Raw genomic sequence first — 26468 nt, 5'->3', positions numbered from 1 at the left:
CTTTCACATTTATTCGACTAGCGATTCTATCCATGAACTTAATTTGTACTTTCCTATAACCTCAGGAGAATACGGTTTAAAAGGAGTAGCCAAAAAAGCAGACTCAAAGTCAATATTATAGCGATTGATGATATACACATTATCTGGATGATATAAATCATAATTAATAATATCTTTATTAGTTGTAATGAGCTTAATCCCAGAAGCAAGCACTTCGAATGTTCTCATTGTTAAACCATTTTGTTTATCATGCTCTATATCTATAACTGCTTTTGTCGAGGAAAAAATATCAAGAATTTCTTCAACTGAAAGTGACTTAAAACTAAATGTATAATCTTTGTATTGGGCAAAATTCACATCCGTTAAACGACGGACCCAATAAATAATTCGACTTTGGATGAATAGATAATAAAAAAAATTCTTTTTTTCCTGTTCTGACCAAGTTCTGAAATATTCTACTACCTTCATTCGTTGACTATGAACTGTGCCAATAAAAACAAAATCATAATCACGTTTTAATTTTAGATTAATGTTTTCATACTCATTTGAATAAAAGAGGGGCAGAAATTTAAAATTCTTGAGTTGTGCTGCATCTGAACGATCGAAAGTGAAGCATTTATTATAATATTTTAAAGTTGTCTTTATGAGTGGTTTGTTATCAATAGAATCCCACAAATATAATCTAATATCGACATCTGGTGAAATACAACGTAAAGTCTGGAAAAACCGTTCGCCAAAGCCCTCAGGGTTAACGAAAAGTATTTTCGAGAAGTTGTTATTCTTTATCAATTCAAGAATAGTTGAATGATGATTCTTCAGTTGATTACGTATTAAAAAAGTAAATCCTAAACGGATTAATAATTTTGTAAGAAAAGTGTTAGAAGGCCTTGTGTCACTGAAAGTAACATCCCATCCCTGAACTTCCAGTTCTCTTTGTATTTTTTTTTCATAGCCGAAGAATACGGGAGATATTAAAAGTATTTTTTTGCGCACAACTTCATCCATTACTCAACCTCGAACCCTAACACAGATTTATACGGTAGTAAGTTTTTCTCTAACCCTGTCATATAAACAGCAACAAAATACAAGGAAAAATACATAATCAATGACAACACGAACACTGTTCGTGATTTGTTATTACTACACAACCTAACCAATAATGGCAATGTGAATACCTTCGCGAGGATGAAATAATACTCTACGCGAAGCATGATTCTTAATTCTAAGGCCATGGTCAAAGTTATGAGAGATAAATAAGTTATATTAAAAAGGATCTGCTCATTACGTGTAATAACGACTCTATTTTTATACAGTATAAGTAATAAAATAGGTATGCATTGATATATATAACTAAAAATACCTTTGGTACTTAAAGCATTTAGGAACTCACCATCTCTAAAGTTTACATAAATGCCGCCATACCCTGGTATACTGCCTAAAAGAATAAGTAAACTGTTCTTGATAAATGGGACTTCAAGACTTAATGTCGCAACCAGTACAATGATATAAATGAGGAAATATTTTCTTGTACTGAGTTTCAGTTGTATGACAAAGTACAATGGAATCAGAATGCACGCGGACTTATGAAACAATATGCCAACAGCATTATAGCAAGAATATCGAATGAATTTTTTCTGAACGATAAACACCACTGACAAATAAAATAATGCTACTGCAATATTTTGACGTAAATAATTGAATCCCCCTTCGATTAGACCGTAAGGCATAATTATGAAAATTAGCAGATTCAACACCGCCACATTTTTATAGCGAATAAATATGCGATAGATAAAAAATATATAGATCGAAGTCAGTGAAAAATAAAATACAGAGAATGGAAAATCATTTGCTCTAAAGAAATATCCAAACTGACGAAACAAAAACTCTTGAAGAAAAAAATTCTCATTAAGTGAATCATACATAAATTTATATGATTCATAATCAGGACCAACATTAGCGCTGAAAGAAACTATGAGCCAGATTGCTATGAATGAAAAAAAGACAAGCAGCTTTTCGAATTTCTGAAAAACAGGAATTGTTGCAGTCAACAGGAGTAAAACAATAAATACACTAACTGCAATATATATAATCATGCAGCAACCTTTTTATTTTTTATTTTCTTAAGAATGTAATTTCTTATCTTTGGATCGCTTAATATAAACGCTAACCCGGTGATGCAGTATATTCCGCTTTTAATTAAAAAAGCTTGATCACGAAAATAAATAGCAATTGCGATACAAAACACAATACGTATAAGTTCAAAGGGACCTGCCACAAGTTTTAAAACTGGCCCCTTAAACATGATAAAAATAAACGCCATCATCTTAGAAATAAAAAGTCCAATGCCAAGAGCAAGAGCTGCTCCTGTTAAACCATATAAAGGAATTAACATATAACATAACGTAATATTTATCATTGCGCTTAGAAGAAGGAATGCGAGATTATATTTCGCATAGCCATTCATTGTCATCCATTCGCTTACCGCTCCCCAACAGCTGATAAGTATATAAGATACGGATACCAATAAAAAGGCATAATCGCCCCGAACGTATTCTTTACCAAATAGTGCAAGGATTTCTCGGCTGAAAATAATGAAGAAAAGGCCACCTAACGTGGTCAGCGTCATTGCCAGTGATAAATTCAAACGATAGGAATCATGTTTCTCTTGATGGTTGAAGTATTGGTATAATTTTGGCTCAAAGGATTTTGATAAGGCAATATAGGGGAACAGACAGACGATGGCCAAGGAGGTCACAATGTCATATACAGCCACATCTACAACTGAGGACAGTTTACCAAGGATTAAAACATCTATCTTGCCTGCAATGGCAAGCATAATCGAGTTAACGCCCAGACTTAATGCATACCCAAATCGTTTGACAAAACTTTTGATAGATGGAGCAGTCCACTCAACCACAGAAGATAAATAATATATCAAGATTCCTAGAAGAAGAATCTGTGACAATATCATACTCCAGGCTAACCCTGCAAAACCGTTGTAGCCTAATACAATAAATATTACTAAAAACGGAAAACGCAGAAATCGCTGTAATAAATTTGACAATATAAAACTGGAGTTAACAAAGCCCTTTAATCTGACTACTGGCGTCAATAGATTATAGGCGGCCCATAAAGGGATCATCAATAATGATAAATGATAACTGTCTTTACTAACTTGATTACTCAATAGAGTTCTAATAAAAAAACCATCGAAGATGTATAAGATGATGCAACCGATAGCAATAAGCAGCAAGCCACTCATCGCCTCTTCGAAAATAACACTGTCCTTTTGCTCTTTTTGGTAAAAATAGAGTACAGAACTGTCTCTACCTAACATTAAGGCTAATACGAGTATCGAGATCAAAGCAAAGGTTAATCTAAACTCTCCATAAACTTGCTCTGTAACATTATTCGTTATATATATTGTTGTTAGGAACATAATTATATTACCCGCAAGGTTAGTTCCTAAACCAACAACAACATTATTAACCTTTTCGATTTTAGCAAGCAAACTGTTTCCTAAACTCATGGATCATCTCAATTAAAAGGCTTTCTACTTTTCGCGGAGAGAAATTTAACGATTTATATTTGGTTATATTAATCACGGGAAAACGATCTTCGCTATTAATCGGGTGCCACACAGATTTGCATTTCGTGTATGCTTCAATGATGTCTACTAATTTCTTTGCACAAACATTTTCACCTGAAGCGATGTTATACGTACCAGTAACGTTGTTCTGAATGCCTTTGAATATAAAATCGACTAAATCATCTATATAAATATAATCCTTCTCATAATCTTGAGAAACGAAAAGGTTAATTTCCCCTTTTGTAACTGCATCGCGAACTAATGAGGGCAGGAAAAGTGGACTGTTGAACGCCTTTCCATAAACATTTGAGGGTCGAACAATCAAACAAGGTTTGTTTTGTGCGAGGGCAACACTTTCGCCCAGTAATTTTACCTGATTGAATAAGCAGCGTTTATCGTCGAACGAAAGATGCAATGTTGCTGTCTCAGATGATTCAGCATTATCAAGATAAACTCGTGTAGAAGAAACATAAACTAATGAATCATAATCTGCAGTTTTTACAATATTACGCAACGCATCAACATGAGAGTAAATAACATCATCGGTTCGCCTGCAATCACCAACACCGCAACAGTAAATTACTGTGCCCAGTGATTGACCTGAAAAATCTGAACATTGCCAATTACCCTTTGCGACGACAAATCCTGCTTTTTCGAATTTGTCATACACTGCCGAACCGATAAAACCGCCGGCCCCAAAAACAGTGATTTTATTGTTACTCATTTGATTGACCTTAAATGCTTATAAACTTTGCATTGCGTTTTATTAAGACTTCATAACTATAAATCATGTTCAACCATTCGTAAAAGATAAGCTCCGTAATCATTTTTACCTAACGGTTTAGCAAGATCACGTACTTGTTCGGCAGTAATGAACCCTTTACGATAAGCGATTTCTTCAGGGCAAGATACTTTCAGCCCCTGACGAGTCTCGAGCGTTCTGATGAAGTTACTTGCTTCGATTAAACTTTCATGTGTTCCGGTATCAAGCCAGGCATAACCACGCCCCATCAGTGCAACAGATAGTTCATCCTGCTGCATATAGATATTATTGATATCTGTAATTTCTAATTCACCGCGTGCTGAAGGCTTTAATTTTTTTGCCATCTCAATCACCTGACGATCGTAGAAATAAAGACCTGTTGCAGCATAGTTACTCTTTGGTTGAGTTGGTTTCTCTTCAAGAGAAATCACTTTGCCTTGCTTATCAAATTCGATTACGCCATACCGTTCTGGATCAGTTACATGATATGCAAAGACTGTTGCCCCCGACTGACGCTGCATAGCTATTTCAAGTTCTTTCGGCAAATCATGCCCATAAAAAATATTATCGCCAAGAATCAGGGCACAGCAATCGTCGCCGATAAATTCTTCCCCAATGATAAAAGCCTGAGCAAGACCGTCTGGACTTTCCTGTACTTTATACTGAAGATTAATTCCCCATTTACTTCCGTCACCTAATAAATGCTGAAATCGAGGTGTTTCAAGAGGAGTGCTTATGATTAATATATCACGGATACCTGCAAGCATTAATGTAGACAAAGGATAATAGATCATTGGCTTGTCGTATACTGGTAGCAATTGTTTGCTCACGGCCATTGTTACGGGATATAAACGAGTGCCTGATCCGCCAGCGAGAATAATACCTTTGCGTCTTTCCATTTTCATTTTCACTTAATTCGTTAGATTTATCTTTAAAAACGTTAAAATGCTCGTTTATCTATTATCGTAGTTCTTTTTTACCCAATTTTGATATGAGCCATTCACAACATTTTTTACCCAAACTTGATTATTCAAATACCATTCCACAGTTTTACGAATCCCACTTTCAAACGTCTCTTCCGGCTTCCATGCCAGCTCAACACCAATTTTATGTGCGTCAATCGCGTAGCGGCGGTCATGCCCTGGGCGGTCAGCAACATAAGTGATCTGGTCGCGATACGACCCCTCTTTCGGAACAATTTCATCCAGCAGATCACAAATGGTGTGCACCACGTCCAGATTTTGCTTTTCGTTATGCCCGCCGATGTTGTAAGTCTCACCCGGTTTACCCTGAGTTACGACAATGTACAGCGCACGCGCATGGTCTTCAACGTACAGCCAGTCGCGGATCTGGTCGCCTTTGCCATAAATTGGCAGCGGTTTACCGTCCAGGGCATTCAAAATCACCAGCGGGATCAGTTTCTCAGGGAAATGATACGGGCCGTAGTTATTGGAGCAGTTAGTGACGATGGTCGGGAACCCATAGGTACGCAGCCATGCGCGAACCAGGTGATCGCTGGACGCTTTAGACGCAGAATACGGGCTGCTCGGCGCATAAGCTGTGGTTTCGGTAAAGAGCGGCAGATCAGTAGAAACCGGGTACTCGTCCGGGTGCGGCAAATCGCCATACACTTCATCGGTAGAGATATGATGGAAACGAAACGCCTTCTTCGCCGCATCATCTAAAGTGGACCAGTAAGCACGAGCCGCTTCCAGCAATATATAGGTACCGACAATATTGGTTTCAATAAACGCGGCCGGGCCGGTGATGGAACGATCGACATGACTCTCAGCCGCCAGGTGCATAACGGCATCCGGCTTATGCTCAGCAAAGATACGATCCATGGCACTCTTGTCGCAAATGTCCGCATGCTCAAAGACATATCTGGCGCTATCACTCACTTCGGTAAGTGACTCCAGGTTGCCGGCATACGTCAGTTTGTCCACATTGACGACTTCATCCTGGGTATTTTTAATAATATGTCGTACCACTGCTGAGCCGATAAAGCCGGCCCCGCCCGTCACAAGAATTTTCACGTGATCTGTTCCGTCTATTGAATTTGTCGAGATATTGGCGTTCTGATACCGGATAATTAATATCGGCTTCAGAAATTTTGCACGCTACCGCCCCTGGCTTAACAGCTACCAGTGCACTGAGCGAAGTTTGAATAAATGATTTTTCTGGTCTGGATTCAGACAAAAACTGGCGTTAATTGTCGTCCTAAATGACCTCAGAAACAAGCACAAATCGTCACAAATCTGACCAGATTTAAATCAGATAAATCCATGTTATCATTAGAATTAATAACGAAAAACGGCAGTCATCATTTTGGTTATGTTGCAACATACCCAATGATGACTGCCGCTTGCGTAAATCAAGTAAGATAAAATCAGTCGTTAGCTAACAACTTCTCAATCCGGCTTCTGAACTTCGCCCCTTCCTTCAGGTTACGCAGTCCATAGTTCACAAATGCCTGCATATAGCCCAGCTTTTTACCGCAGTCGTAGCTCTCACCGGTCATCAGCATCGCGTCAACAGACTGCTTTTTCGCCAGCTCGGCAATCGCATCGGTCAACTGGATACGGTCCCAGGCGCCTGGCTCGGTTTTTTCCAGCTCGGCCCAGATATCCGCGTTCAGGACATAACGGCCAACCGCCATCAGGTCAGAATCCAGCGTCTGCGGCTGATCCGGCTTTTCGATAAACTCAACGATGCGGCTCACCTGCCCTTCTGTCTCCAGCGCTTCTTTAGTCTGGATTACAGAGTACTCAGAGAGATCGCCTTTCATGCGTTTCGCCAGCACCTGGCTGCGGCCTGTTTCGTTGAAACGCGCCACCATCGCCGCCAGGTTGTAGCGCAGCGGATCCGCAGAAGCGGTATCGATGATGATATCCGGCAGGACCACGATGAACGGGTTGTCGCCCACGACCGGACGAGCACACAGGATGGAGTGACCCAGGCCCAGCGGTTGCGCCTGACGGACGTTCATGATGGTCACGCCAGGAGGACAAATAGACTGCACTTCGGCCAGCAGTTGACGTTTAACACGCTGCTCCAGCAGCGCTTCGAGTTCGTAAGAGGTGTCGAAGTGGTTTTCTACCGCATTCTTGGACGAGTGCGTAACCAGAACGATTTCTTTGATCCCTGCAGCAACAATCTCGTCGACGATGTATTGAATCATCGGCTTGTCGACGATCGGTAGCATCTCTTTTGGAATGGCTTTTGTGGCTGGCAGCATATGCATGCCCAGTCCGGCTACCGGAATGACTGCTTTCAAATTAATCATTATTTCTTCCACCTTAAAATGGTTGACGAATTATAGCTCTTAAACCTGTTTTCGCCAGCATGATTTGCCGTAATCCTGAAGGGATATTACGCCTTAGCATCACAAATTACAGTAGTTGTAATCTGAATAGAATGCGATTCCATGCCAGGAATAGTCGCAAAAAAGCCTGCTGACGATTATCTGTGCGGAAGTGCGAAGTTCAGCCGTTCCGTATTCACCACATGCTGATCCACCCGGTCAATATCCACCGAGCTCTGCCCCTTCTCATTCACTGCTTTGATGTTTGCCAGCGACAGCAACGTCTCGTCTTTCGCCATGAATTTACCCCGTACATCCTTACGCAGGTCGAAGTTCAGCTTGAGGGCCGGCCCGATTGCCGCTTCCTGCATCACATTGATATTGCGTAAGAAAAGGTGCTGAGGTTTGTTATGCAGCTCTAGCGTCGCGCGCTGCATCTCGACGTTGGTGATGGCCACAAACGAGGTCGCATTACCGGATGAAATTTGTATGCCGCGCAACTTATAGGCAAGCTGGCTATTATTCAGACGAATATCGTTAAGCTTGAAGTTCTGCGGAATCGACAGGTAGTCGCCTTTAATCACACCGTAACCGATTAACATTCCGGCACTATTGACCATATCGACATTATCAATAACGAAATTATCACAGCCATAAATTGCTACGGTGGCATTGTCTATTCCCGCCTTTTTACTGAAATCAGGCGTAATATTTTTGGCTTTAATATTGCGAATAATAAAGTGCTTACCGTTCTCGACGTGGACCAACTGGCGGCAGTTGCTGCCGGTGATATTGGCCACCACAAAGTTCTTCACGGTCTGCTTTTCCGGGTAGTCGTTGTCGTAGGTACTGCCCGCAAGGCCAATACCAATCCCCCAGTTAATCTTCCCGTTGGTACAGTTGATGTTGTCGATCACATGGTCGGAGATCAGGATATTTCGATCATTGATGGCCACGTTCCACTCGATCGCATCGCCCTGCAGGTGGCTGAATTTGCTGTTGGTGATGCGGGCGCCGTCCACCTGGTTATGAAACCCCTGGCGCAGGATGGCGTAATTGGCCTGGCTCACGCGGATGTTATCAATAACCAGATTACGCATCACGCTGGGCTTTTTGCCGCCAATGTAGATTTGCGTTACCGGGCCAAATCCGCTCATCGCCAGCCCTTTGATCACACAGTCTGAGCCGCGAACGTCAAGGGTTATGTTTTCGGTACGGCCTTCGCCCTCACCGATGACTTTGCTGCCCTCCTGCAGGACAAAGCGCCCCCGGCCATTGCCGGTTAATGCCCCACGAATCAGCAGCGTTTTGCCGTCAGGAATGAAAATGCCCGTGTTGATGTTTTTGCAGGTGAGCCCTGCAGGGACAACGACGGTGTCGCCTTCGCTAAACGCCTGCTTAAAGGCGGCGATCCAGTCGTTGTTATTGTACTGATTAACAGAGACCGTCTTGCCGGTTGCCGCCCGCGCAACGCGGGACGACAGCAGCGGCATTGCCGCCAGGACGGACAGAGAAGAGACAAAGCTGCGTCGGGTAATCTTTTTCAGCATACAACCTCGGCGTTACAACGTTTGCAGCAGGCTCGCTAACTGGCGATTGATCACCTGCTGGTTAAAATCTGCCTCGACTTTTTGTCGGGCATTGTGCAGCACGGGCTCCAGCGTCTGCTGGTCGATATCGCTAAACGCGGCCAGCCGATCTGCCAGGGCCATGGCGTTATTTTCGGGGACCAGCCAGCCGGAATGGTCAGACTTGATCAGCTCCGGGATCCCGCTATGCAGGGTCGATACCACCGGGATCCCCACGGCCATCGCTTCCATCAGCGCCACCGGAATGCCTTCCATGTCGCCATCGGCACCGGTAACAGACGGCAGCAGAAACACGTCGGCTTCATCGAGCATGGCCTTCACCTCGTGGCTCGGCTTAAAGCCCGGCATCTCCACGTGCGCTTCCAGCTGATATTGTTCAATAAGCGTACGCAGACGTCGCTCCCACGGGCCGATACCCAGAATGCGATAGTGGAAATCCACGCCGCGCGCCTTTAACTGACGGCAGGCTTCAATCGCCACATGCAGCCCTTTCTTCTCGGTCAGTCGGGCAACGGAGATAATCTGCAGCGGTTTACCCGGCACCTTGACCGGACGGCGGGTAAAGCGCGCCAAATCCACGCCCATCCGCGAAACGGTGATTTTCTCGCCCGGGCAGCCCATGTTTTTGAGGCGTCCGGCCCACAGATCGCTGATGGGCAGCATCATGTCGCCGCGCTGGAACAGCTGCTGATACTCCGGGGTGTAATGGTTCAGCACCTCACGGCTGGAGATATCGATACCGTGGAAGATCGTGGCGATCTTCCCGTCAATGACCCCCAGCTCGCGCAGTTTGGCTGCGGTCACTCCCGCAGGGCCAAAGTGGGCGATAAACACATCAGCACGGTACGGCTGCGCCGTTTGCCCGCAGATGGCCGACAGGATCAGATTGCGCGACTCCGCGCCATAGCGGGAGATGTTCAGCGCACGCCAGGTTGACGCGCGATGGAGCCCGCGTAAGGTCTGGCTGGCGCGGTAGCGCAGTTTGTTCACTTTTCCGGAGGGCTCATCCTGCAGCCAGCGGGTTTTCGCCTCCAGCCCATACTGGGTATACGCCGCATGGGTGTTTTGTGTATCGCCCTTTTGCAGGGCGATAATTTCCACGTCATATCCCATATCGATAAACGCGGTGATTTGATTGAGTACAAAGGTTTCAGACGACAGTGGAAATTTCAGTAAGAAGAAACCAACCTTCATTTCCCCTCCCGCACGCGGTCAAGCACCGATTTCACCATCCCCATCCCCTTTTCGCGCTCGGCTTTTACCGCCACGGCCAGGCGCTCATTGACGGCGGGCAGTTGCCCAAGGGTGTCGCCCACCATTGCGCCGAGCGAGCCATCCAGCAGATGACGGATATCCACGGCCATTTCCGGCATCCCCAGTTGCTGCATAATCCCGGCAGATTTGTGCTCATAGTTAATGGCAATGGCCGGCGTGCCGAAGTTCATCGAGATGATGGCAGAGTGCAGACGGGTGCCCACGGTCAGGTCACAAGCAGAGAGCAGTTTGCCCATCTCCAGATCGTTCAGTTCGTCCATCACCACGTGATACCGTGACGGATCGTTCACCAGATGACGCAGGTTCAGTGCCACCATGCGATCGTCCTTGTTGTAGCTATCGATACCGGTACAGGTGGAGAGCGCCAGCACCTGATAACCGCTGTCCAGCACGCGGTTTACGACCTCGGCAAAGGCCTTCTCGTAGGCGGCCTGAGTCGTACCTAAACGCTTATCAAAAGGCGCCAGCTCACGCAGGGTAATGGCGACAGTTTTCTGTTTCGCCGCCACGTCCAGCCAGTGTTGCACCGCGTAGCTCGGCTGGAAGCTGTCGTCCTGGTGATCCACCAGCCACGCAGTATCCACCCCGTGCTCGACTTTCGAGGTGTCGATCTCGCTGCGCTTCATCATGTCGAGGCTGACTGACTCACGCAAAATCAGGGCATCGCAGTGGCCAAACACATAGTTTGCCAGCTGGTTGAACTGAGGTTCCTGGAATGGCCCGACGCTGTGACCAATCATAAACAGCGGCTTCTTCGCCATAAAGGTGCAGAGGGCGTGCTCAAACTGCGGCACGCCGTAGAGATCGACAAAGAACGAACCGCCCACCTGAATGATGGCGTCATAGCCGGAAAGCAAACGCACAAAATCGGTAAAGCCCTGCGCGATAGCGATGTTGCGCAGCTTGCCGGTGTCGGTTACGCGAGAAAGCAGCACCTGATGCTGGTAGCGGCGACGCAACACTTTCTTCACGCGCCCCATCACGCCCGCAGCGTTATTATGCTGTTTCATCTGGCTGTAGAGCGGGTCGCCCATCACCGGGCGGTTCAGTAACCAGGATGAGCTGACCGGGTAACGGCTCATCACGTCCACTTCTGTCTCAGGCTTAAGGGTGTTAATTGCATCCAGTAAACCGCGCAGGATGGCGCTGTCGCCACGGTTGCCGCAGGTATGGTTGCCAAGAATTAATAATTTCATAATGGCCTCTTAAATAACTAGCCTGCGCGAAGCAGCGTTTTCATTTTTTCGTTACGGCAAAACTGGCGCTTCATCTCCACCACCAGCGCATTGCGTGACAGCACAATCATCACCCCAAACGCCAGCGCGCCCGCGGCAACCTGCACTGCCAGCAGCGCGGCCAGGGGCAAATGGCCCTTCAGGAGCATGCCCAGACCGTAGCTCACCACCAGGGTCGGCAGGGAGAGATAAAACGGCAGCCACAGGCTCAGGATGTACTGACGGTAGCTGGAGCCCAGCACCGGCTTGATCATGATGAAGTAGCTCAACACGGTGTTGATGATTTGCACCAGCAGAAAGCCCAGCGTGACGCCAATGGCGCCCGCCATGTGTCCGCCGACGATAATTGCCGGAATAAACAGGAAGGTTTTAAACACATTGAACTTAAAGCTGATATCCACGCGCGCTTTCGCCATCAGCAGGGAGCCAATCGGGTTCCCCACGGAGCGCAGCAGCCCCACCACGCAGAGCAACTGCAGGATCGGGATGATGCTGTTCCATTTCTCGCCAAACACCAGCGGCACAAAGTTACTCGACACCACCATCAGCCCCAGCAGCACCGGGAAGTTGATAATCCCCACTACCGAAAGCAGCTTGTAGAAGTTGACGCGCAGCTTTTCAGTGTCGTCCTGAATCTTGGCGAACGCCGGAAACAGCACGCGGGTGATAATCGGGTTGAGCTTCATCGGCGGGACGACCGCAACGTTGTAGGCCAGGTTATAGCCCCCCGCGACGCTCGCCCCCAGAATGCGCGCCAGCACCAGCGTGGAAAGGTTGGTGTTGACGTAGTTGATGATGCTGTCGGCCGTCAGCCAGGCGCCAAAGCGCAGGTTTGAGGAGACGGACGCCAGGGAGAAATGCAGCCCCGGGCGGTAGTTCTTGCGGCCAAAGTAGCCGAACAGCAGCGTGCGCACGGCAGAGTTCACCAGATACCCCAGAATGGCGGTCATGGCCAGCGGCCAGAAATGGGCGCTCACCACCGTGAAGGTAAAGCCCGCCAGCACGGCGCTGGTTTCAATCATGCCGATCTTGTTGAATTCCAGCTCTTTTTGCATCAGCGCGCGGAACTGCTGCCCGTGTGGGATCACCACAAAGGCAAACGACAGCGTGCGCATCAGCGGGGCCAGATCCGGGTTGTGCAGCACGCTGGCGATCACATCGCTCAGCAGGAACACCAGCACAAAAACAAAAATCCCCAGCCCGACGTTCAGCCAGTAGAGCGTGGTCAGCTCCAGCTGGCTAATCTCTTTGCGCTGGATAATCGAGTTGGCGATACCGAAGTCAGACAGCGTGTCGGCCAGCGCGATAATCACCAGCGAGACGGTCAGCAGACCGAACTGGTGGTTATCGATAATGCGCGCCAGCACGGTCATCTGCACCAGACCCAGACCAATGATGACGATAGTCGCCATCGCTGACCACTTGGCGCCGCTGATGGTTTTTTCACGTAAGCTCATCTTAGTACGCCGCTTTGTTCACGAAACCTTTGAAGATGGTCAGAAAGACGATTTTGATATCGAACCAGAGGCTCCACTCACGGATGTACTCAAGGTCGAACTCAATGCGTTTTTCCATTTTTTCCAGCGTGTCGGTTTCACCGCGCCAGCCGTTAATTTGCGCCCAGCCGGTAATCCCTGGCTTCACTTTATGGCGCAGCATGTAGCCTTCAATCAGCGAACGGTACTGCTCGTTATGGGCGACCGCATGCGGACGTGGCCCGACAATCGACATACCGCCAGTAAAGACGTTGATAAACTGCGGCAGCTCGTCCAGCGAGGTGCGGCGCAGGAAATTCCCCACGCGGGTCACGCGCGGATCGTTCTGCGTTGCCTGCGTCACCACTTTGTCGTTCTCCATCACCTTCATGGAGCGGAATTTCCACACCATGATCGGCTTACCGTCCATGCCGTAGCGCGTCTGACGGAAGATAACCGGCCCGGGAGAGCTCAGCTTCACCGCCAGGGCAATGCAGCACAGCACCGGGGAGATCAGCAGAAGGATCAGCGAAGAGAGCACAATATCTTCCAGGCGTTTGAGAACACGGTTGATCCCCGACAGCGGCGTGTCGTACAGCGGCACCACCGGCACACCGTTCACCTCTTCAATACGGGAATGAAGGATATTGAAGGTAAAGACGTCCGGAATGAGGATCACGGAACAGGTGGTATCCGCCAGGTCGCGCATCAGTTTCTTAATGCGGGATTCCTCTTTCATCTGCATGGCAATGTAGACGTTGTGAATTTTGCCCGCTTTCGCATCGTCAATAAGCTGGTCGTAGTTCCCCGCCCAGTCCGACGGCACGCCACCCGGTTTCGCGTCGTGATAGATGCCCACCACTTCAAAACCTAACCACGGCTCTTTGCGGAAGCTATCAAGCAGCACCTGCCCTACCGGCAGATCGCCGGCCACGGCGACGTAGCGGCGGTTATAACCACGGTTACGCAGCCAGCCTGCGCCAAAGCGGATCAGGGAGCGGCAAACCACCATGCCGACACTGGTCAACAGATACCAGCACAGATACGTCACCAGACGATTATCAAAATCATGGCTGAACGCCACCAGGCCCGCGCTGAAGATCAGGCTTAAGGTCCAGTTCTGCAGCAACAGCATCAGTTCGGTGGTCATCTTGACGCCACGCCACGAACGATAGAAATCCGTCATCCCGCCGATCATCTGAAACACGACCAGCGCAATCAGTGCCATCAGCAGATGCATGTATAAGAACGATTGCCCGCTGATCCAACACACCGCCCACAATCCGCCGACCATGATGGTGATATCAGAAAAACGCTGCACCATAGAGATTAACGATGCATTCGTTCTCGCTCGTTCGCGCTTTTTTAGATTCGTCATCGTTGTTCCTGTATTCGGTTTCCCCTCCCACCGGGAGGGGCAAATATTACTGATTCAACAGCGCCAGAATGTCCTTCGTTCGGGCTTCCATCAGCGCGGTGTCGGCGCGTGATTCCACGTTCAGGCGCACTACCGGCTCGGTATTGGACGAGCGCAGGTTAAAGCGCCACTGCGGGAACGACATGCTGATACCGTCGGTACGGTCAATTTCCAGCGCGTGGATAGCAAAGTGCTGCTCCACGCGGGCAATGGCCTCAGCAGGCTGCGCCAGTTTGCTGTTGATCTCTCCACTTGCCGGGAAGGCTGCCATACGATCACGCACCAGCTCGCCCAGCGTCTGCCCTTTCAGGCACAGCAGCTCGGTCACCAGCAGCCACGGGATCATCCCGCTATCGCAGTAGGCAAAATCACGGAAGTAGTGGTGGGCGCTCATCTCGCCGCCATAGATGGCGTCTTCTTCGCGCATACGCTCTTTAATAAACGCATGACCGGTTTTGGACATCACCGGCGTGCCGCCTGCGGCAGATACCACGTCAACGGTGTTCCAGGAAAGGCGTGGGTCATGAATGATCTTCGCCCCCGGATTTTTCTCGAGGAACGCTTCTGCCAGCAGGCCGACAATGTAATAGCCTTCGATGAACTGCCCTTTCTCATCGAACAGGAAGCAGCGGTCGAAATCGCCGTCAAAGGCGATACCCATATCCGCACCGTGTTCAATCACCGCATTGCGGGTGTCGTCGCGACACTCTGGCAGCAGCGGGTTCGGGATACCGTTCGGGAAGTTGCCGTCCGGGGTGTTGTGTACCTTGACGAAGGTCACCGGCACGTTCAGCGCCTTGAAGCGTGCTTCCAGGGCATCTACCACCGGGCCCGCCGCGCCGTTACCGGAGTTGATGACCAGCTTCAACGGCTTAAGGTTCGCCACGTTGATGTAGCCCAGCAGGTGGTCAATGTACTCTTTACGCAGATCGATCTGCTTGTAGCTGCCGCGTGCAGACTCGTTCACCGGCGGGAAGTCGTTGGCTTCCGCCAGACGCTGCACGTCACGCAGGCCGGTGTCGCCGCTGATAGGGCGCGCGCCCTTGCGCACCAGCTTCATGCCGTTGTAATCCATCGGGTTATGGCTGGCCGTGACTTCAATCCCGCCGTCCACGCCCAGGTGGAAGGTGGCAAAATAGATCTCTTCGGTACCGGAAAGGCCGATATCCAGCACGTCCACGCCCGCGTCCTGCAGCCCTTTCGCCAGCGCCAGCTTCAGGGATTCGCTGGTCAGACGCACGTCACCGCCCAGCACGATAGTTTTCGGTTTCAGGTATTCGCCGTACGCGCGGCCGATGCGCCACGCAATGTCTTCATTCAGCTCTTCGCCCAGCTTGCCGCGAATATCGTAGGCTTTAAAACAGGTTAACTTTTCCATCATGACCCCTTTTTCAGGCAACAGTTGGCCCGCCCAATTAACAGGCAAAATATTTTTTATTCATTCGTAGGCCCGGTAAGCACAGCGCCACCGGGCATGATGCGAAGCGGTTACACCCGACCGTAGCGGTCCTGGAAACGGACAATATCGTCCTCTTCCAGATATGAGCCGGAGCGCACTTCAATTAAATCGAGAGGTATCTTCCCTGGGTTTTCCAGACAGTGTGTCGCCCCCAGCGGAATATAAATTGACTCGTTTTCGCCCAGCAGTTTGACTTCACCGTCGATGGTCACTTTGGCGGTACCCGCCACCACCACCCAGTGCTCAGCGCGATGGTGATGCATCTGTACCGACAGGCCTTCGCCCGGCTTCACGGTAATGCGCTTCACCTGATAACGTTCGCCTGCATCGATGGAGTCGTATTTGCCCCACGGGCGGTACACTTCGCGGTGAATATGGTGCTCGTGGCGACCATCGGCTTTGATCTTCTCTACCACCTTTTTAACGTCCTGCACGGCGTTACGGTCGGCAATCAGCACGGCGTCTTTGGTCTGGACGACCACCAGATCCTTCACCCCCACCGTGGTCACGAGGCCGGATTCGGCGTAGACGTAGCTGTTCTCGGTTTTGTGGCTAATCACATCACCGTGATGGACGTTACCCTCCGGGGTATGGGCGCTGATCTCCCACAGGGATGACCAGGAGCCAACATCGCTCCAGCCTGCATCCATCGGCACCACGACGGCATCCGCCGTGCGCTCCATCACCGCATAGTCAATGGACTCTTCCGGGCAGGCGAGGAACGCGGCTTCATCGACACGGATAAAGTCGAGATCCGGATCCACCACGTTCATGGCTTTCTCGCAGGCGCTCAGGATATCCGGACGATACTTTTGCAGTTCTTCCAGATAGCGACCGGCGCGGAACAGGAACATACCGCTGTTCCAGTAGTATTCACCGCTGGCAACGTAGGCCTGCGCGGTTTCCAGATTCGGTTTCTCAACGAACTGCGCCACGTCAAACGCCACGCTGTCGCCTTCGCCCGGCGTCACGCTGCCGCGGCGGATATAGCCATAGCCGGTTTCTGGCAGATCCGGCACGATGCCGAAGGTCACCAGCTTGCCGCTTTCTGCGTAAGGAATGGCCGCCCGCACTGCGTCGCGGAACGCCTCTTCCTGCTGAATGACGTGGTCTGCCGCCAGCACCAGCATCAGCGGATCGCAATCCGGGCTGCTGCGTTTTGCCGCCAGCGCCGCCAGGGCAATCGCTGGGGCGGTATTTCGTCCGGCAGGCTCCAGAATGATGTTTTCTGTGAGTTTGTTCAGCTGGCGCAGCTGCTCGGCAACAATAAAGCGGTGCTGTTCGTTACAAATCACCACCGGGCTTTCACACTCCACACCCTGCAGACGGTTAACCGTCGTTTGCAGCATGGTGAGATCCCCTTTCAGGCAGAGGAACTGTTTTGGATAGAGCACGCGGGACAGCGGCCACAACCGGCTACCAGAGCCACCTGCCATCACAACCGGATACAACGTGGTTTGACTCATGATTTATCCCCGTATATCTGCAATAAATTGGCTCAGCACGTTCTCTTTCTCGAGCGTGCGTTCGGCATATTCACGTGCCACCGTGTTCACTTTTGGCATGGCGAGTGCCTGTTCAATTCCGGTCACCAGCGCCGGTACCGATTCCGGCTCCACGCAAACGGCGATCCCCGGGTAGCTGTCACACAGCTGGCCTAATTCGGTTTCGGCTTCTGCCGTGATCACGGCGTTCCCGCCCACGGCCAGAATGTTGGTCAGCTTGGACGGCAGCACCGCATCCGCCGCGCCGCGCTTTTGCACCACCAGATGGCAGTCACCCATCTTCAGCAGCGCAGGCAGCGCCTCGTAAGACTGAAGCGGGAAGAATTTCACGTTAGTCAGGCCGCGTTCGCTTGCCATCTTCTCCAGCCGCGCTTTTCCGCCGCCCTGACCAACAATCACAAACATCCACGGATGTTCGCTAAGCTGTTGAGCCGCCTCGATAACGTTCTCCAGCCCCTGCTTTTCGCCGATGTTGCCTGAATAAAGAATGATTTTTTGGTCATCAGGCAAACCGAGCTCTGCGCGAAGCGCCTGCGCGTCGCTGTCTGTCACGTCGCGGAAACGGGCCACTTCGGACCAGTTCGGGAAAAAGATCACCTTTTCCGGCGCGACGCCCTTCTCCTGCGCTTTGTTCATCATCGAGCGCGAGATGGTGGAGACATAATCCACGTTATGCAGACCGCTGCGCTCAAAAGCGCTGGCGAGTTTCGCCACTTTGCCGCCCTTGCCTTTACCTGCCATCCCCAGGCCCAGCATGGCGTCGACTTCATAATCCTGAATGTGCAGCAACGTGCGCGCACCGGAGAGCTTACCCAGCAGGCGCATGCCCGGCGTGCAGAACAGCGTCGGCACCACGCCGATGATGCGATCCGGCTTCCAGCGACGCTGCGCCATCAATGGGAAGAAACTGCTCAGGGCAAAGCTGCCCAGATGAATTAAACGTTTCAGCGTCGAGGGCTGCTTCGGCACGTACAGCGGGCAACGCCAGACGGTCGCCGCCCCCTCTTCGCGGCGATAGCGCCAGCTGGAGTAGCGCTCGCCCACTTTCCATTCCGGGTAGTACGGCGGCGCGGTAATGACCCGCACGTCATGTCCCTGGCTCGCCATCCACTCGACCATCTCGCCGGTGTATTTCCCGATACCGGTTAATTCCGGCGAGTAGTTGATTCCATATACGAGGATCTTCATAGTCCCGGCACCTCAGACTGACGATCGGCCAGGAAATAGGCACGACTGTTGTCATGCACATTGTCGCTGGCCAGCAGCGCCTCTGGCGTCTGCCAGCGATAGTCGTCATGCTGAGAATCAGGCAGACGCAGGTCTGCCTCACTCACCTTCAGGCGGAACCCCAGCACGATGTAGTGCGTGGTGAAGCCGGTGCCTGAAAAGTTATCGTCATAGAAGTGCTGCCAGACCCCGTAAAACTGGCCTGCTGCCATCGGCAGTTGCAGACCCAGTTCCGCCAGAGTGAGACGCTCAAACGCGTTGGCCAGCGTCTCATCCTTCTGCACGCGCCCGCCGGGCACGAACCAGAAGCCCTGAGCAGGACGATTGGTTCGTTTCCCCAGCAAGAACTCGCCGCGTTCGTTCTCCACGATCAAATCAATTGAGATGAGCGGAGTGGAGCGCACTACCGTGGCAAAATCTTCCTGACTTAAAAACATTGTTACCCCCGGAAGCGGTGCTGGTTTTCCAGGAACCACTGGTAGGTACTTGCCAGCCCTTGTTCCAGCGACACCTCGTGATACCAGCCCAACTGATGCAGACGGGTGACGTCCAGCAGTTTGCGCGGCGTGCCGTCCGGTTTGGTGGCGTCAAACACCACGCGGCCCTTGTAGCCCACCACCTGAGCGATGGTCTGCGCCAGCTCGCGAATGGTGCAATCCACGCCGGTGCCAACGTTGATGTGCGACAGCATCGGCTCGGTGTTCTCCTGCCACACCTCGCGATCCAGCTCCATCACGTGAATGCTGGCCGCGGCCATGTCATCCACGTGCAGGAATTCGCGCATCGGCGTGCCGCTGCCCCACACCACCACATCCGGTGCGTTCTCGGCGGTCGCCTCGTGGAAACGACGCAGCAGCGCCGGGATCACGTGCGAGTTGCTCGGGTGGAAGTTATCGTGCGGCCCGTACAGGTTGGTCGGCATCACCGAGCGATAGTCACGGTTGTACTGACGGTTGTAGGACTCGCACAGCTTGATCCCGGCAATTTTGGCAATCGCGTACGGCTCGTTGGTTGCTTCCAGCGTCCCCTGCAGCAGTTCGCTCTCGGCGATCGGCTGTTTCGCCATTTTCGGGTAGATACAGGATGAGCCAAGGAACAACAGCTTGTTCACGTTGTGCAGATGCGCCGCGTGAATGATGTTGCTCTCAATCATCATGTTCTCGTAGATGAAATCTGCCGGGTAGGTGTTGTTGGCAACAATGCCGCCCACTTTTGCCGCCGCCAGATACACCTGATCGATACGTTCATTGGCAAAAAAGTCCTGTACCGCACGGCTATCGAGCAGATTCAGCTCGTCGCGAGTACGGACAACCACTTCCACGTCACCGCGCTGCTCCAGCTGGCGAACAATCGCGGAACCCACCATTCCGCGATGACCGGCGACAAAAATACGTTGTTTTGTCATTCTCAGGACTCCAGCGCGATGGCAACCTCATAGCCATGAGACTTGAGCAGGGAGTGTTTTTTCGCTGCTTCAAGATCTTTGGCTACCATCTCAGAGACCATCTCCTGCAGAGTGGTTTCTGGTTTCCAGCCCAGTTTCTCGTGCGCTTTGGTTGGGTCGCCCAGCAGGGTTTCCACTTCCGCAGGACGGAAGTAACGCGGGTCAACCTGCACAATCACATCACCTGGTTTCACGCCCGGTGCGTCATGGCCGGTCACAGAGACAACGATACCCTTCTCTTCCACGCCGGTGCCTTCGAAGCGCAGTTTGATACCCAGCTGCGCGGCAGCCATTTCCACGAACTGACGGACGGAGTACTGCACGCCGGTCGCAATCACGAAGTCTTCTGGCTGCTCCTGCTGCAGCATCATCCACTGCATCTTCACGTAGTCTTTGGCATGGCCCCAGTCACGCAGGGAGTCCATGTTGCCGAGGTGCAGGCAGGACTCCAGACCCTGAGCGATGTTGGCGATAGCGCGGGTAATTTTACGGGTCACGAAGGTTTCGCCACGACGTGGGGATTCGTGGTTGAACAGAATGCCGTTACAGGCGTACATGCCGTAAGATTCACGGTAGTTTACGGTGATCCAGTAGGCATACAGTTTGGCTACCGCGTAAGGAGAACGTGGGTAGAACGGGGTGGTCTCTTTCTGCGGGATTTCCTGCACCAGACCATACAGTTCAGAGGTCGATGCCTGGTAGAAACGGGTTTTCTTCTCAAGGCCGAGGAAACGAATCGCTTCCAGCAGACGCAGCGTACCCATGGCGTCAACGTCAGCGGTGTATTCCGGGGATTCGAAAGAAACCGCAACGTGGCTCATCGCGCCCAGGTTGTAAACTTCATCCGGCTGTACTTCCTGCAGGATGCGGGTCAGGTTGGAGGTATCGGTCAGGTCGCCGTAGTGCAGATGGAATTTCGGGTTGGCCGCATGCGGATCCTGGTAAATATGATCCACACGTTCCGTGTTGAAAGAAGAAGCACGACGCTTAATACCGTGAACTTCATAACCTTTTTCCAGCAGTAACTCTGCCAGGTAAGAACCATCCTGCCCGGTAACGCCGGTGATGAGAGCGACTTTAGACATGTTTATATTCCTCTACTTATGAATTTAATCAGTTTCAACGCGTTCGCGTATCACCACTGCGGGGTTGCCACGGCAAATTTTATTTGCCGGTAGCGATTTAAAAACGCTGCTGCGGGCACCGACTACCGTGCCATCGCCAACAGAAACACCAGGTGCAACAAATACATCTGTTGCCAGCCAGCATTTTTCGCCAATCACAATTGGCGAAGCGGTAATATCAAAATGCTGACTCATAAAATCGTGGCTGCCGGTACACAAATAACACTTCTGTGACACCACCGCGTTTGCACCAATCGTGATATCGCCAAGGGTATATAACACGGCGTCATCCCCTACCCAGGCGTAATCGCCAAGCGTTAATTTCCAGGGGTAAGTAATTTTTACCGATGGACGAATGACTACGTTTTTTCCGATTTTTGCGCCAAACAAACGCAATAAAAAGGCACGCCAGCGATACAGTATTTGCGGTGACCAGGCAAATAAGGTGGCCTGAACGGCCCACCATAACTGCACTTTAATACCGTTCCCGCCCCGAAAACCTTTCGGCACGGTGAACCCGTTAAGATCCTGCATTACATTTCCTTATATTCAGGCTTTGTTATATAAGGTTTTCGTTTTACCCGTGGTGCGCAGGCGGAATAAATAAGACAATTCCGCCCAGAATGCGGGCACGCGTAATATCTTACGCTGTACGTTTTTTGCATCCTGGCACAATTCCAGATTATTCGAGGTGGATACCCCGCCCATTGAAAATTCAGACACCAGCCCTTTAATTCGACGGAACGGGTAGCCTGATTTATACAGACTGGCGGCCAGTGCATAATCTGATGAAACTTTATACTGCAGATCGTAAGGCTGTTTTTTCAGACCTTTTACCGGGAAGAAAATGGCCTGATGGCTGGCCGGTAAACTGTGATAGATATACCAGCCGGGTTTCGCGCTGCGGCAAATTTTATGCCCGTCGCCAAAATCGAGCAGCGCATCGCCAATATACATCGCGTCATCTTTCTGGCGCGCCAGCTGACGGGCAAACTGCGCCACATCGTCATGGAACACATCGCCCGAGTTAAGGAAGATGGCATAACGGCCTTGCGCCATGTTAATGCCTTTGTTCATCGCATCGTAGATGCCTTTATCTTTCTCGCTAACGAAGCGTAAGTTGAACTCACCGTTGAGTTTTTCCAGAAACTCCGCCGTGCCATCGTTCGAGCCGCCATCGACCACGATCCACTCAAAGCTGAGACTTGGATCGCGCGCCAGGTTGCGCAGCGAGCGCCAGGTTTTTACCACCCCTTCGTAATTACGAAAAGCGACAGTAATGACGCTAAGAAACATAAGACCACCTCGTCATGAATTCGTAATATTAAGCGCTTTACGCAAAATAAACGGACAAACAATTAAGAACGCATATTCCGGGCTAAATATTGACCCCGTAAAAAACAGCGACACGGGCGTAAACAGATAAAGCTGCACGCGAAAGTTCTGGTTATCCCCAAACGCGTGAATCATCATTTTGAAAACTTTAAACAGATACCAGAGCGTCAACAGTACGGCGAACCACGAAAAATAAATAATTAACAGATACAGGCCATTGTCTATGGTTTTACCGACATCCGCACCGTTAAAGATTCCGAATGATGCAACATATTCGTAAAGTGAGCCGAATCTTACTACACCGTCGATATGGGTTAAGGAATAACCCACCATCACCAGCGGCCCGATAATGCGATAATAGGACGATGAACCTTCCGTTCCCAAATCCCCCAGACGCTCTGAGATATACGGGAATGCAAATATCACGCCTACTAAAAATACCGTCAGGGAGATGATCGCCAGCGGCAGTTTTTTCTTAATCGCATCTTTGTTCAGGTACTGGAATGCCCACTCCAGGAGGTAAAACAGGATAAATGTCATGACCCCTGAGAACGAACCAGACAGAACGATTCCTGCAAGAATCATAGCATCGGTCTTAGGGGTTTTGATACCAAACTGTTTGATGCTGAGCCAAATTGAGATTAACGCCAGAGCGAAAAACGCCGGTTCAAAATAGAGGGCTGTCGTACGCTTACCGCCAAACTTAATGAAGTTCAGTACATAGCTGTTACTGTAAATGAGATATTTCGAAATCATCTCCATCAGGCTGCTACCACCGGTGAGAATAATTTGCGCCATTTCCAGTGCAGCAAGCATAACAATTAACGCAACGGCAATATAAAAGAGCCTGAGGATTTTCCGATAATTGTGCGGAGAAATAGTTTTAAAACGAATACTCCAGACCATGCCAATAATAATGACAATATAAACAAACAGCATGGTAGAGGTGACGTACTTGCTGGGATCCAGCGACTGGCCAAAGATGTAGTTAAACAGCGTCAGGCCAAAACCCATCCCTAAGGCAATCATCAGCTTCTTGAGGTTGATTTTATCGACGTACAACAGAAGCAGAGCGGGCAAGAAGGTCACAATGGTTATCGGGAAGCTTTCGCCGAGCTGGGCAATCTTGACGTTGACCAGCAGATAGATCAGCGGCAGCAGCAGATAACTACAGACTCTGATAGAACGAGACATACTCCTCCAGCATCTGTTGTCCACTGTAGGCCTTGCGGCTGCGGTTGCGGAACGATTCCAGGTCAGTGCCAAAAACGGCCTGCGCAATCTGCGGCTTCGGCAGTTGCACCAGCGGCAGCACCTCCTGTTCCGCGAACGTTTTCCCGCCCGATTTTTCCAGCACTTCACGCGCCGCGTCGCTGTGGGTGGCGATCACCGGCACGCCAATCGAGAGCGCTTCACAGAGGATCAGCGGGTAGTTATCCACGCGCGAGCTGAACACCAGCGCATCCATCCCGTTGAGGGCGCTCATCAGCTTGCGCTTGTCCGTTTCAAACCCGTGATTCACCACGTTAGCGCCATCGAACGGCGAGAATTTGCCGAAGGTATGCAGTTCGATTTTGTCACCCAGCGCCATCATGTCGCGCACCAGCTGCTGGTTGGTTTTGCCGTCGTAACGCAGGTCATGCGCGACGATTGCGATTTTCGGTTTACCTGCGGTTTCCGCAACCGGGGTCAACTCGGCCAGAATCGCTTCCGTCGCCACGTCGATCCCGTTGTTGATGATCTGACACCGCCCAGCCCCATACAGACTGTTGAAGGCATCGGCCACATGCTGGCTTGGGGAGATAAACGTGCAGCCGAGCGACAGCATATCGCGGAACAGCTGACGTTTTCCGTCCACCAGCTGGTGAGCGCGATCCACTTTCACCGGCGGGTAATTGGTTAATGTCGGACACTTCTGGCAGGCGTTTTTCCAGCCTTCGCAGCCGTCGGTGAACGCGCAGCGCCCGGTCACGCTCCAGTGGTCGTGCAACGTCCAGATGAAACGGGTATCCGGCTTGTGAGCCTGTACCTTCTGGCAAAACGTCACCACCTCTTGCAGATTCAGCCAGTAGCTGTGCAGCACGTGAAAATGGAGCACAACCGGGCCGGTGGTGCGCGTGACCGTGCGATAGAGGTTATTCAGATTGCCAAACAGATCGCGGTTAAACAGACGGAACAGCGCGATATTGGCGACAGAGGTCAGACGTGGCGTCTGCTTGTGCACCTGCGGATAGATATCGTGGCTGACGCTTTTCTTACCGCCTTTGCCGTAGCCGTAGATAAAACGAGACTGAAGTCCTTTTTGCAGCGCACGCTGGTGCAGATCCAGCGCCACACCGGCTGCTCCGCCTTCGGCGAGACGGACGTTAAATTGCAGAATGTTCATTTGATCACCTTCACGCGGGCTTTTTCGCCCACTACCAGCGCGTTATCCGGAATGCTGTCCAGCACCACGCTGCCTGCACCAATCGTGACGTTGTTACCAATGGTAATGTCGCCAATGATCACCACGTTCGCCCCCAGCTCGACGTTGTTGCCGATAACCGGACAGGCCAGGCTCTCCGGCCCCCGGTTGCCGATGGTGACCGCATGGCGAATAGTGAAATCATCCCCGGCGACCACGAACTTATTGATGACCACCGCATAGCCATGGTGAATGGTAAAGCGGCGGCCGATGGTGGCCGCAGCCTGAATTTCATAACCAAAAATGCATTCGGTGATAATCCGGTACAGCACCAGAACCGGTGCCGCCCAGAGGTTGTTCAGAACATTTTTCTTACGCCACACCGAGCAGAAATGCGCGATGCGGTACGCCAGAACCATGCAGCACGGGCGCAGGCTCCAGCTGTTAGCGCGGCAATCTTCCAGAAACATTATTTCCCCCGCAGTCCATCAGCCAGTCGCTTGCCGTTGCGCACGGAAAACAGCGTCAGCAAGGTACGCCAGGTCATCCGCTTATTGCGGATCTGATAGAGGGTAAAGAGCTGGTACTTCCGGCTACCACGGTCAAACTTATCCTTGTGCTTACGGTAAAAATGGAAGTAACCCGAGAATTTTTTTGGCGAGGAGGTGATTTGCATCTCCCCGTGGTTGATGTGCAGGATCTGCGTGGCCTCTTCCACTTTCCACGGCTCGCCATACTCCACCACCATCCGCAGGAAGATGTCGTAATCCTGCGCGGCCTTCAGTTCGGTATCGAACAGGCACTCTTTAAAGCGCCACGCCCAGGTGAACACCTGATTGCCAATGATGTTGCGCTTGTAGAACAGGCGGCGAGAGTACGGTGATTTCGGGTATAGCGGCAGGCTGGCAGGCTGCGAGTAAACCTCGCCCTGACAGACATAGTCGTTGGCATACAGGAAAGCGTGCGTGACCAGTTGTTCCTTGTGCGACAGGAAAATCGACAAGCGGTTTGGCGTCCATTCGTCATCGTCATCGATGCCGGTCAGATACTGCCCTTTGGCCTGCATAATCGCCTGATTACGCACCGCACACGCCCCGGAGTTGATCGCGTTATGGGTGTAGCTGACGCGCGGGTCATTAAGGTCGGTGACAAACTTTTGCAGCTGCTCATACGAAGAGGAACAGTCATCAACAATGATCAGCTCCCAGTTATCGTAATCCTGGCGCAGCACAGATTTGATTGCACGGATCGCCAGCTGCTGACGATTCCATGTCGGCATATAAATAGAAACTAAAGGGCGTTGTGTGGTCATGGTCTTCCCCT

At 50.7% G+C, this 26468-nt stretch carries 24 protein-coding genes; all 24 read right to left on the bottom strand.

Annotated features, from left to right (window positions below; genetic code table 11):
- Window positions 1-9 precede the first annotated feature (9 nt).
- The 24 genes from NQ842_RS08925 to wcaA all read right to left on the bottom strand — a co-directional run bounded on the left by NQ842_RS08925 (window position 10) and on the right by wcaA (window position 26457).
- Entirely contained in the window at window positions 10-1005 is a 996-nt protein-coding gene (locus NQ842_RS08925; protein WP_083021010.1) for a hypothetical protein, read from the bottom strand.
- Window positions 1005-2093, bottom strand: a complete 1089-nt coding sequence (locus tag NQ842_RS23385; RefSeq protein WP_373371026.1) for an EpsG family protein — start codon at window positions 2091-2093, stop codon at window positions 1005-1007. Before NQ842_RS23385 ends, NQ842_RS08925 begins: the two co-directional genes overlap by 1 nt.
- Window positions 2090-3529: a lipopolysaccharide biosynthesis protein gene (locus tag NQ842_RS08920; RefSeq protein WP_257256746.1), complete on the bottom strand. Its 1440-nt coding sequence runs from the start codon at window positions 3527-3529 to the stop codon at window positions 2090-2092. Before NQ842_RS08920 ends, NQ842_RS23385 begins: the two co-directional genes overlap by 4 nt.
- Entirely contained in the window at window positions 3501-4313 is an 813-nt protein-coding gene (locus tag NQ842_RS08915; RefSeq protein WP_257256745.1) for an NAD(P)-dependent oxidoreductase, read from the bottom strand. The genes NQ842_RS08920 and NQ842_RS08915 overlap by 29 nt, the downstream gene beginning before the upstream one ends.
- A 56-nt stretch (window positions 4314-4369) precedes the next feature.
- Window positions 4370-5257: a glucose-1-phosphate thymidylyltransferase RfbA gene (rfbA, locus tag NQ842_RS08910; protein ID WP_176216297.1), complete on the bottom strand. Its 888-nt coding sequence runs from the start codon at window positions 5255-5257 to the stop codon at window positions 4370-4372.
- 48 nt (window positions 5258-5305) lie between these two features.
- A complete protein-coding gene (rfbB, locus tag NQ842_RS08905; protein WP_083021006.1) occupies window positions 5306-6388 on the bottom strand; it encodes a dTDP-glucose 4,6-dehydratase in 1083 nt (360 codons plus the stop codon).
- 353 nt (window positions 6389-6741) lie between these two features.
- A complete protein-coding gene (galF, locus tag NQ842_RS08900) occupies window positions 6742-7638 on the bottom strand; it encodes a GalU regulator GalF (RefSeq protein ID WP_013097865.1) in 897 nt (298 codons plus the stop codon).
- Window positions 7639-7814: 176 nt separating this feature from the next.
- Window positions 7815-9206 (bottom strand): colanic acid biosynthesis protein WcaM, encoded by a 1392-nt coding sequence (gene wcaM, locus NQ842_RS08895; RefSeq protein WP_050860267.1) that lies wholly within the window; start codon window positions 9204-9206, stop codon window positions 7815-7817.
- A gap of 12 nt (window positions 9207-9218) precedes the next feature.
- Window positions 9219-10439 (bottom strand): colanic acid biosynthesis glycosyltransferase WcaL, encoded by a 1221-nt coding sequence (gene wcaL / locus NQ842_RS08890; protein WP_046888355.1) that lies wholly within the window; start codon window positions 10437-10439, stop codon window positions 9219-9221.
- Entirely contained in the window at window positions 10436-11716 is a 1281-nt protein-coding gene (wcaK, locus tag NQ842_RS08885) for a colanic acid biosynthesis pyruvyl transferase WcaK (protein WP_021558691.1), read from the bottom strand. The genes wcaL and wcaK overlap by 4 nt, the downstream gene beginning before the upstream one ends.
- A gap of 17 nt (window positions 11717-11733) precedes the next feature.
- Window positions 11734-13212 (bottom strand): colanic acid undecaprenyl disphosphate flippase WzxC, encoded by a 1479-nt coding sequence (gene wzxC / locus NQ842_RS08880; protein WP_257256744.1) that lies wholly within the window; start codon window positions 13210-13212, stop codon window positions 11734-11736.
- Window position 13213: 1 nt separating this feature from the next.
- Window positions 13214-14608: an undecaprenyl-phosphate glucose phosphotransferase gene (gene wcaJ / locus NQ842_RS08875; protein WP_014832616.1), complete on the bottom strand. Its 1395-nt coding sequence runs from the start codon at window positions 14606-14608 to the stop codon at window positions 13214-13216.
- A 46-nt stretch (window positions 14609-14654) separates the two neighbouring features.
- The gene (cpsG, locus tag NQ842_RS08870) at window positions 14655-16025 is read right to left on the bottom strand and encodes a colanic acid biosynthesis phosphomannomutase CpsG (protein ID WP_014832617.1); all 1371 of its coding nucleotides are present in this window, start codon (window positions 16023-16025) and stop codon (window positions 14655-14657) included.
- A gap of 110 nt (window positions 16026-16135) precedes the next feature.
- On the bottom strand, window positions 16136-17572 hold the full coding sequence (gene cpsB / locus NQ842_RS08865) for a mannose-1-phosphate guanyltransferase (protein WP_014832618.1): 1437 nt from the start codon (window positions 17570-17572) through the stop codon (window positions 16136-16138).
- Window positions 17573-17575: 3 nt separating this feature from the next.
- Window positions 17576-18799, bottom strand: coding sequence for a colanic acid biosynthesis fucosyltransferase WcaI (wcaI, locus tag NQ842_RS08860; protein WP_014832619.1), 1224 nt, complete (start codon window positions 18797-18799; stop codon window positions 17576-17578).
- Window positions 18796-19275 carry a GDP-mannose mannosyl hydrolase gene (locus tag NQ842_RS08855; RefSeq protein WP_013097873.1) on the bottom strand — a complete coding sequence of 160 codons (480 nt, stop codon included), beginning with the start codon at window positions 19273-19275 and terminating at the stop codon, window positions 18796-18798. Before NQ842_RS08855 ends, wcaI begins: the two co-directional genes overlap by 4 nt.
- A 2-nt stretch (window positions 19276-19277) precedes the next feature.
- A complete protein-coding gene (locus tag NQ842_RS08850) occupies window positions 19278-20243 on the bottom strand; it encodes a GDP-L-fucose synthase (protein WP_013097874.1) in 966 nt (321 codons plus the stop codon).
- 2 nt (window positions 20244-20245) lie between these two features.
- Window positions 20246-21367, bottom strand: a complete 1122-nt coding sequence (gmd, locus tag NQ842_RS08845; protein ID WP_003863514.1) for a GDP-mannose 4,6-dehydratase — start codon at window positions 21365-21367, stop codon at window positions 20246-20248.
- A 24-nt stretch (window positions 21368-21391) separates the two neighbouring features.
- On the bottom strand, window positions 21392-21940 hold the full coding sequence (gene wcaF / locus NQ842_RS08840) for a colanic acid biosynthesis acetyltransferase WcaF (protein ID WP_013097875.1): 549 nt from the start codon (window positions 21938-21940) through the stop codon (window positions 21392-21394).
- A gap of 15 nt (window positions 21941-21955) precedes the next feature.
- Complete coding sequence (gene wcaE, locus NQ842_RS08835; protein ID WP_013097876.1) at window positions 21956-22702, bottom strand: colanic acid biosynthesis glycosyltransferase WcaE; 747 nt, start codon at window positions 22700-22702, stop codon at window positions 21956-21958.
- 12 nt (window positions 22703-22714) lie between these two features.
- Complete coding sequence (gene wcaD / locus NQ842_RS08830; RefSeq protein ID WP_046888352.1) at window positions 22715-23935, bottom strand: colanic acid polymerase WcaD; 1221 nt, start codon at window positions 23933-23935, stop codon at window positions 22715-22717.
- Complete coding sequence (wcaC, locus tag NQ842_RS08825; protein ID WP_014832622.1) at window positions 23910-25127, bottom strand: colanic acid biosynthesis glycosyltransferase WcaC; 1218 nt, start codon at window positions 25125-25127, stop codon at window positions 23910-23912. The genes wcaD and wcaC overlap by 26 nt, the downstream gene beginning before the upstream one ends.
- A complete protein-coding gene (gene wcaB / locus NQ842_RS08820; RefSeq protein ID WP_013097879.1) occupies window positions 25124-25615 on the bottom strand; it encodes a colanic acid biosynthesis acetyltransferase WcaB in 492 nt (163 codons plus the stop codon). Before wcaB ends, wcaC begins: the two co-directional genes overlap by 4 nt.
- Window positions 25615-26457, bottom strand: a complete 843-nt coding sequence (wcaA, locus tag NQ842_RS08815) for a colanic acid biosynthesis glycosyltransferase WcaA (RefSeq protein ID WP_014832623.1) — start codon at window positions 26455-26457, stop codon at window positions 25615-25617. The genes wcaB and wcaA overlap by 1 nt, the downstream gene beginning before the upstream one ends.
- Window positions 26458-26468: the final 11 nt, after the last annotated feature.

The organism is Enterobacter cloacae complex sp. R_G8, from assembly GCF_024599795.1.
Classification (GTDB): domain Bacteria; phylum Pseudomonadota; class Gammaproteobacteria; order Enterobacterales; family Enterobacteriaceae; genus Enterobacter; species Enterobacter dissolvens.
Note: the sequence above shows the minus strand (reverse complement) of the source record. Positions and strands in the feature narration are given on the sequence as shown.

Bases quoted from the DNA above. Each gene is read 5' to 3' on its own strand.
- cpsG (WP_014832617.1), bottom strand. From the start codon at position 16,025: ATGGAAAAGTTAACCTGTTTTAAAGCCTACGATATTCGCGGCAAGCTG.
- wcaC (WP_014832622.1), bottom strand. From the start codon at position 25,127: ATGAACATTCTGCAATTTAACGTCCGTCTCGCCGAAGGCGGAGCAGCC.
- wcaD (WP_046888352.1), bottom strand. From the start codon at position 23,935: ATGTCTCGTTCTATCAGAGTCTGTAGTTATCTGCTGCTGCCGCTGATC.
- wcaE (WP_013097876.1), bottom strand. From the start codon at position 22,702: ATGTTTCTTAGCGTCATTACTGTCGCTTTTCGTAATTACGAAGGGGTG.
- wcaJ (WP_014832616.1), bottom strand. From the start codon at position 14,608: ATGACGAATCTAAAAAAGCGCGAACGAGCGAGAACGAATGCATCGTTA.
- wcaK (WP_021558691.1), bottom strand. From the start codon at position 11,716: ATGAAATTATTAATTCTTGGCAACCATACCTGCGGCAACCGTGGCGAC.
- rfbA (WP_176216297.1), bottom strand. From the start codon at position 5,257: ATGAAAATGGAAAGACGCAAAGGTATTATTCTCGCTGGCGGATCAGGC.
- NQ842_RS08915 (WP_257256745.1), bottom strand. From the start codon at position 4,313: ATGAGTAACAATAAAATCACTGTTTTTGGGGCCGGCGGTTTTATCGGT.
- NQ842_RS23385 (WP_373371026.1), bottom strand. From the start codon at position 2,093: ATGATTATATATATTGCAGTTAGTGTATTTATTGTTTTACTCCTGTTG.
- NQ842_RS08850 (WP_013097874.1), bottom strand. From the start codon at position 20,243: ATGACAAAACAACGTATTTTTGTCGCCGGTCATCGCGGAATGGTGGGT.
- wcaI (WP_014832619.1), bottom strand. From the start codon at position 18,799: ATGAAGATCCTCGTATATGGAATCAACTACTCGCCGGAATTAACCGGT.
- wcaB (WP_013097879.1), bottom strand. From the start codon at position 25,615: ATGTTTCTGGAAGATTGCCGCGCTAACAGCTGGAGCCTGCGCCCGTGC.
- wcaA (WP_014832623.1), bottom strand. From the start codon at position 26,457: ATGACCACACAACGCCCTTTAGTTTCTATTTATATGCCGACATGGAAT.
- gmd (WP_003863514.1), bottom strand. From the start codon at position 21,367: ATGTCTAAAGTCGCTCTCATCACCGGCGTTACCGGGCAGGATGGTTCT.
- wcaL (WP_046888355.1), bottom strand. From the start codon at position 10,439: ATGAAGGTTGGTTTCTTCTTACTGAAATTTCCACTGTCGTCTGAAACC.
- wcaF (WP_013097875.1), bottom strand. From the start codon at position 21,940: ATGCAGGATCTTAACGGGTTCACCGTGCCGAAAGGTTTTCGGGGCGGG.
- wzxC (WP_257256744.1), bottom strand. From the start codon at position 13,212: ATGAGCTTACGTGAAAAAACCATCAGCGGCGCCAAGTGGTCAGCGATG.
- cpsB (WP_014832618.1), bottom strand. From the start codon at position 17,572: ATGAGTCAAACCACGTTGTATCCGGTTGTGATGGCAGGTGGCTCTGGT.
- NQ842_RS08925 (WP_083021010.1), bottom strand. From the start codon at position 1,005: ATGGATGAAGTTGTGCGCAAAAAAATACTTTTAATATCTCCCGTATTC.
- wcaM (WP_050860267.1), bottom strand. From the start codon at position 9,206: ATGCTGAAAAAGATTACCCGACGCAGCTTTGTCTCTTCTCTGTCCGTC.
- NQ842_RS08920 (WP_257256746.1), bottom strand. From the start codon at position 3,529: ATGAGTTTAGGAAACAGTTTGCTTGCTAAAATCGAAAAGGTTAATAAT.
- NQ842_RS08855 (WP_013097873.1), bottom strand. From the start codon at position 19,275: ATGTTTTTAAGTCAGGAAGATTTTGCCACGGTAGTGCGCTCCACTCCG.
- galF (WP_013097865.1), bottom strand. From the start codon at position 7,638: ATGATTAATTTGAAAGCAGTCATTCCGGTAGCCGGACTGGGCATGCAT.